The sequence below is a fragment of the Clostridium pacaense genome, from assembly GCF_020709765.2.
Taxonomy (GTDB): domain Bacteria; phylum Bacillota; class Clostridia; order Lachnospirales; family Lachnospiraceae; genus Enterocloster; species Enterocloster hominis.
Window position 1 is genome coordinate 1 of record NZ_JAJFEB020000040.1, and the last position, 7304, is coordinate 7304.

4 protein-coding genes and 1 pseudogene are annotated in these 7304 nt (G+C 40.9%); 2 read left to right on the forward strand and 3 right to left on the reverse strand.

The genetic code is table 11. The features are described from left to right. Together LK536_RS58175 and LK536_RS58180 are read left to right on the forward strand one after the other, a co-directional pair. Positions 1 to 1585: argininosuccinate lyase (locus LK536_RS58175; protein WP_227797300.1), on the forward strand; the 1585-nt coding region annotated here is incomplete at its 5' end. A gap of 119 nt (positions 1586 to 1704) precedes the next feature. Next, a complete protein-coding gene (locus LK536_RS58180; protein WP_120056658.1) occupies positions 1705 to 2652 on the forward strand; it encodes a choline-binding protein in 948 nt (315 codons plus the stop codon). A gap of 376 nt (positions 2653 to 3028) precedes the next feature. On the opposite strand, the pseudogene LK536_RS58185 reads toward LK536_RS58180, so the two are convergent. The 3 genes and pseudogenes from LK536_RS58185 to LK536_RS58195 all read right to left on the reverse strand — a co-directional run. Next, positions 3029 to 4275: pseudogene (locus LK536_RS58185) on the reverse strand (IS256 family transposase). A 143-nt stretch (positions 4276 to 4418) separates the two neighbouring features. Beyond that, a complete protein-coding gene (locus LK536_RS58190) occupies positions 4419 to 5546 on the reverse strand; it encodes a PspC-like choline-binding domain-containing protein (protein WP_227797301.1) in 1128 nt (375 codons plus the stop codon). Positions 5547 to 5665: 119 nt separating this feature from the next. Further along, positions 5666 to 7304 (reverse strand): argininosuccinate lyase (locus LK536_RS58195; protein ID WP_227797302.1); only part of this gene is annotated, 1639 nt, incomplete at its 5' end.

Genomic DNA, 7304 nt, shown 5'->3' on the forward strand with positions numbered 1-7304 from the left:
GAGGGTAACTGATAAATGGGCAAAGTCCGGTAACAACTGGTATTACCTGGACAGCGATGGCGAGATGGCTATCGATACCCTGATTGATGATGGTGATAACTACTATTACGTAGATATCAATGGTGTAATGGCATCTAATCAGTGGGTAGCAATTGAGAATGAAGATGCTGGTGAAGATAATGAGCCAGAGAACTACTGGTATTATTTCCAGGCTAATGGTAAAGCATTAACCAACGGCAATAATTCTACTGTAAGCCTTAAAACCATTAACGGAAAGAAGTACGCTTTTGATTCTGATGGTAAGATGCTGTATGGCTGGGTTAATAAAGAAAACGCAGAGCGCATCGACAATACCGATGGCACAGCTTTTAAAGAAGGTGACTATTACTTCGGTGATGAAAATGATGGCGCAATGACTGTTGGTTGGCTCCAGACAGATATCACATACGATGAAGCTACCGGAGAAGACTATAAGTTGGTTGCACCTGTATTTAATGATGATGAGGATCAGACACGTTGGTTCTACTTCCAGTCAAATGGTAAGAAAGTTAAGTCTGATAATCCTGATTTACAGAAAAATAAGACCATCAATGGTAAAAAGTACTCCTTTGATAACAATGGTGCCATGGTAGCAGAGTGGAACATGGATCAGGCTAAGAAAAATGCAACTGCATCTACTCCTGGTGAGGCTGCATGGTCTACTGCATGGAGATACTATAACAGCGTTGATGATGGTGCAAGACTCAGCAAGGGCTGGTTCAAGGTGGTTGCTGCTGAAATGCTGAATGAGACTAAGTATAATGATGATGAAGACGCATGGTACTATGCAGACGGTAATGGTCATCTTTATGCTGGCGAATTCAAGACTATCAACGGTAAGAAATACGCTTTCAGACAGGATGGCCGCATGATTGATGGTCTGCAGCTCATCAATGTTAAGGGTGGTTTCCTCGTAGAGGGCGATGATGGTAAGTATAACTTCGAAACTGAAGATGACTTTAATGAAAATACTGCTGACGCATTAGCGGATGGCTACAGATACTATTACTTCGGTGATGGTGATGATGGCGCTATGAAGACTGGCAACACCAAGGTAACAATTGATGGAGATAGTCTTAACTTCTACTTTGAAACAGCCGGTGCACTTAAAGGAGCTGGTAAGACAGGAGAAAAGGATAAGAAATTCTATCTTGGCGGTAAGCTTGTAGCTGCTGGTAAGGATGAGAAATATCAGGCAGTTCAAGTGATTAATAAAGATAAGGATGATAATGATATTTCTTACACTGTTTATAAGAAATATTCTGATGTACAGGATTTAGTTGATAATAATATTGTTGAAAAAGTCCAGGCAGCGGATTATAAAGATCTTAATGCTAGCGATATGAAGACTAAATATGGCGTCAATAAGAAGGGTGCTGATATATCAGAACTGTATATGCCAGTGGCAGGTGTTGATATGTCTGATTATGTATTAGTTAACACAAGCGGTAAGAAGATGACCAGCAATGGTAAGAACAAAGATGGTAATGATTATTATTACGTAATTGATAATAAGATGATTAAGTCCATTTACGTAGAGAACTAATTATTATGTATCGTTTCATATAACTTAGGGGAAAGGCGTTGTAACTGATTAATATTATAATTAGTTGCAATGCCTTTCTTTTTGTAATTCATCAAAACGAATGAAAGGAAGTGTCACACTTGTTTAGAAATAAAATATTTGCAATCGTGGCAGCTCTGTGTATATCTGCCTCAGGAGTGATTACCTCATGGGCAGATACGGCCCAAGGAATTACAATGGAAAACTGTGGGGCATATTTATTTACATGGCGTCCGGTTGATTGCGGTAATGGTCGGTATTTTGCTATTATATCGGGAGGAGACACTATTAAAGAAAGTGACGTCGTCCTCAATCGAGGTTATGATTACGCATATACATTTGACTATACCCGGCCCAAGCCATGGGGAACTGTACCAGATTTAGCTTACGTGGATGGTAAGTGGGGTATTCCTGAAAACTGGTCCTCTATGCCAGAAGGCAGTTATCCAACGCTTCAGATTGTACTTACAACTAACAACCGAAATTTTTCTTTTAAGGAACGTTATATTGATGTAGTAAAATTGCCAAGCAATATATCAAAAGCAGAAATTCCCGATGCTGTGCGGAAATACCTAATTAACGTAGATGGTTCTGATGCAGGAGCTAATAATACCTCGGTAAGTAACGGTTGGACAAAAAATGAGGATGGAACATATCGTTACCGCAAGCCCGATGGGACATTCGTCAGTAATAGCTGGCTAAAAGTAGATGAACATTCCTATTATATGAACCAGGAGGGTATTATGCTTACAGACACAGTTACTCCTGATGGAATATACGTTAATATAAAAGGAGAAAAAACCAATTACATTCCAGGGTGGAAGCAGAATGAGAAAGGTTGGCAATATGTTTTAAAGAGCGGCGGTTATGCTGCAAATACCTGGATACAAGATACGGATGGAAAATGGTATTACTTTAATATAGGGACCTATATGCTTACAGATACAACTACGCCAGATGGTTTTTATGTAGATGGAAGCGGATGTTGGGATGGGCAACCTTCCCTAATTGATAATAGCAAAAGCTTAGGACCAGCTTTTGACAAATAAAAGCTGATTTATCTTTAGTCGGTTAGCACAAATTTTTAGTTATTGTAAACGACATTAAAAGGCAAGGAACATCAGTCCACTAGATAATCTGGCATAAAATTCTTTAACAAAAAAGTTATGACGGTATATTTTATAAACCTGTTTATGATTATTGACAAAGAACCTATATAACAAAAAGAATGTTGGAAGTGTGCTTTTCAGTACACCACGAGAGAGTTTCAAGTTTTGTGTAAACAAGGAAAACTGATTGTAAGATATGTCATTAGTTACTGAAGGGCAAGCCATTTTTCAGGCTTTGCCCTTTGCTTGTATTATAATACAGATTCCGGGCATGTCAAGACAAGCTGACTATGCAGCCTCATTCCCCTGCTTCCATTTAGTATCCAGCCAGACGTTCCTCAAAGAAAATCTCCAGCTGTGAATGAATCTGACCCCAGTCCTGGCGGTGCCCAGTCCATTTTTTTGTGATGTCCATCATGGCCAGATACAGCATTTTGAGCAGGCTGTCATCGGATGGAAAGATTGTCTTTGATTTCGTGACTTTCCACAACTGCCGGTTAAAGACCTCGATGGCATTGGTTGTATAAATCAAGCGATGGACAGCCTCCGGATATTTAAAATAAGTTGCCAGATTTGCCCAGTTATCTTTCCAGGAATTTACAATCTTGGGATATTCTGCACTCCATTTCTCTTCAAAGCTTTCCAGTTCAGTAAGGGCTATTCCTTCTGTCGCAGCAGCATAAACGCGTTTTGAATCTGCCATCAGAGGCTTGATTTCCTTGTAAGACACAAAACGCGTGGTATTCCGGATTTGATGAATGATACACTGCTGAACTTCCGTTTCCGGAAATACCGCTTCAATGGCCTGTGGGAATCCGCTGAGGCCATCGACACAAGCAATGAGGATGTCCTCTACACCCCTGTTTTTCAGCCCGTTGAGAATGGACAGCCAGAACTTTGCACTCTCGTTCTGACCTACATACATGCCAAGCACATCTTTCCTGCCATTCATGTCAATCCCGATGGCGATATAGACAGCGCGTTTTATAATACGGCATTCCTGCCTCACATGGTAGTGGATGGCATCCATAAAAACAACTGCGTAAATGTCCTCCAAAGGTCTTTCCTGCCATTCCTTTACAATAGGCAGGATTTTGCCCGTAATCCGGCTGATGGTACTGTCAGAAATCTCAATATCGTACAGCTCCCGCATATGACTTTCGATATCGGCGGTAGTCATGCCTTTTGCGTACATGGAGATGATTTTTTCCTCCATGTCCTGGGTGACCGTGTTCTGGTATTTTTTGATTACCTGCGGCTCGGACTCCCCTTTGCGATCACGCGGGATATCCAGTTCCATATCGCCATAGCTGGTATGCATCGTTTTCTGGGAATGGCCATTCCGGCTGTTGTCCGTTTCTTTGTTCCGATAGTCATACCTGGAGTAACCCAGTTCCTCATTCATCTCTTCATCGAGGGCACTTCCAAGATAACAGACATCATATCCCGCATGATAGAATTCACATCCGTACCATCCTTGACCTTTACATTGTTATCTTTCAGGTACGTGTTCATCATTTCCCTAAGTGCCGCTTTCTGTGGTGAATCTTTTTTCCTTGCCATAAAATAAACCTCCAAACTGAGTACTTTTATCTTACATCAGTTTAGAGGTTTACACAATCTTTGGGATACTCCCAATTATATCTTACACCAATTTTAATTTCACAAATTTCGTAACAGTCTAAAACTTTCATTCACATACAAAGCTACTGTTCCCAGACGCCTTCGGAATTAACATAATAGCCATCGGGGTTTTCCTGACTCGTTACCATCAGAGAATTTTCATCAAAATAATACCATTTTTCATTGTCCTGTTTCCATCCATTGGTCACGTAAGTGCCATCTTCCTGCATGTATTTCCAACCATTATCAACAGCTTCCCAACCAGCCGAGGATTTCATTCCTGGTCCAAGATTTACATTGCTAGAAATAATACTTGGTTGACCATCCCACACACCACTAGCATCTACGTAATATCCATCCGGCGTTGTATCATTCGTTTCCATATATGTTCCAATGTTTATATAATACCAATTTCCATCAGCTCCCTGAATCCAGGTAGCACCAGCATAATAACCATTTTTCTGAATATACCGCCAGCCTTTTTCATCCTGAACCCAGCCCGGAATATAATTCGTCTTTTCGCCTTTTGCATTTACATAGACTCCATCAGGAGTAAGGGTGTCTGACAACATAATCCCATCAGAATTCATATAATAAGATTTTTCATCGACCCTGAGCCATCCTCCAGCCACGAAAGTCCCGTCATGTTTTCTATACTTCCACTGATTATCCTCTTTTACCCATCCGGAGGTAGTGGTCCCATCATATGCACCAGCATCGGAACCATCTACATTTATAAGGTATTTCCTCACTTCTGGCGGTAAATCTGCAGCCTTTACATTCCCTGGAAGATGAACTACATGTACATGACGTTCATTAGTGGATAAATTCTTATTATTTGTTAGTAGTGTAATGCAGGTAGTTGGCTGACTACCTTCTGGAAGTATTGACCAGTTTTCCGGTATTCCCCAAATTCCGTCAATATTAACAAGATCGGGAACCTGTCCCCATGGTCTGGAGTATAATGAAGGATTAAATGTATATCCATAATCATATCCTCTGTTCAGAATGACATTGCTCTCACTAAGCATATTTCCACCTACAAGGATGGCAAAGGATTGACCATCACCAAAATCTACAGGACGCCACTCAAACAGATATGCTCCGCTGCTTTCCATCGTAGTGGAGGGGGTCTCTGCAATTGTCGTGATTGCTGCGGTTAAAGAAAGAAATGCTGCCAGAACCAATGACTTAAGCTTTTTGCCCGTCATAAATTAAGCCTCCTAATATTTTATTATTCCACAAAAAGAAGCGTTGTGACTTAACTTGATATTTAATCAGTCACAACGCTTCCCCCTTAAATTTTAATCTCTACTGTATTAACTAATAATTAGTCCTCACTGTAGATAGCAAGAATTTCTCCGCCCTTTTTGGTTACGAATACAAAGTCGTTTCCATCTTTGCTCTTTGTCTTGCTGTCGATTACTTTACCAGATGTATTTACCAAGAAGAATTCATTAGCAGACAGACCCTTGGAATCGTTGATAATATACAAATCCTTGATGTCCTCGCCCTTCTTGTTTACATCTACTTTCTTCAGGGCAGCTTCCTTTTCAGCAGGTGTCTTAGCTGTTAAATCTTCAATTTTGTCCTTCATAGCATCCTTGACTTCGTCAACATCAGCCAACTTCTTATAGCCTTTTTCTACTACCTTTGTATTATCATTCTCATCCTTTACTTCAACTTTCTGAACTACCTGATACTTCTCGTCCTTGCCAGCTGCAAGCAGTTTACCAGACTGATAATACTTGTCATCCTTCTCACCGGTTAAACCAGCACCCTTCTTGGAACCAGACTTCTCAAAATAGAAGTTATATCTGTCACCATCAATATCAATGCTAGTCTTGTTAGTCTTCATAGAGCCATCATCACCATCACCGAAGTAGTAGCAACTATAGCCATCTGCCTCATATTTCAGAGCACTATCATTGAAGTCATCCTCAGTGTCAAATGGAAGGGTATCATCATCGTCTGCCCTTACACTCAGGGTCCCCTTACCATCTTTGATGAACTTCAATCCATCAACCATACGACCGTCATCACGGAATGCATACTTCTTACCTTTGATGGTCTTGAACTCACCAGCATACAGATTACCACTTCCATCTGCATAGTACCAGGAATCCTCATCATCATCAAACTTATCATTATTCAGCCATTCAGCTGCTACTACCTTAAACCAGCCTTTGCTTACTCTAGAGCCGTCTTCAACGCTGTTGAAGTATCTCCACTGCTGAGCATACTTAGCAGATACACTGTTTCCGGTTGCTCTAGAATTATCACTATGAGCCTGATCGGCGGTAGCCAGTTTATCAGCATCTTCTCTATCCAGAGACCATTCAGCAGTCATGGCACCATACTGGTCAAACGCATATTTCTTACCGTTGATAGTTTTCTCTTTAGCCTCTCTGGTACCATCAGCTTTAACTTTCTTACCATTAGACTGGAAGTAGAACCAACGGCTCTGATCCTCATCATCATTAAATACTGGAGCGAATTCGTAGTCTTCGGTTGCTTCATCATATGTGATATCCATCTGTAACCAGCCAACAGTCATAGCACCATCGTCTTCGCTACCGAAGTAATAATCACCTTCCTTAAATCCATCACCATCTGAATCATCTACACGCTCAGCATTGTCTTTGGATACCCAGCCGTAAAGCATTTTTCCATCTTCATCAAATGCATACTTTTTGCCGTTTATTGTCTTCAGGGCGATATTACTATTGTTTCCATTGGTTAATGCTTTACCATTAGCCTGGAAATAGTACCAGTAATGCTCTGGCTCATTGTCATCGCCAGCATCCTCATTCTCAATTGCTACCCACTGATTAGAAGCCATAACACCATTGATATCTACATAGTAGTAGTTGTCGCCATCCTCAATCAGGGTATCGATAGCCATCTCGCCATCGCTGTCTAAGTAATACCAGTTATTACCGGACTTAGCCCACTTATCAGTTACTCTG

Excerpts from the sequence above, each read along its gene's own strand:
- LK536_RS58190 (WP_227797301.1), bottom strand. The coding sequence starts at position 5,546 with ATGACGGGCAAAAAGCTTAAGTCATTGGTTCTGGCAGCATTTCTTTCT.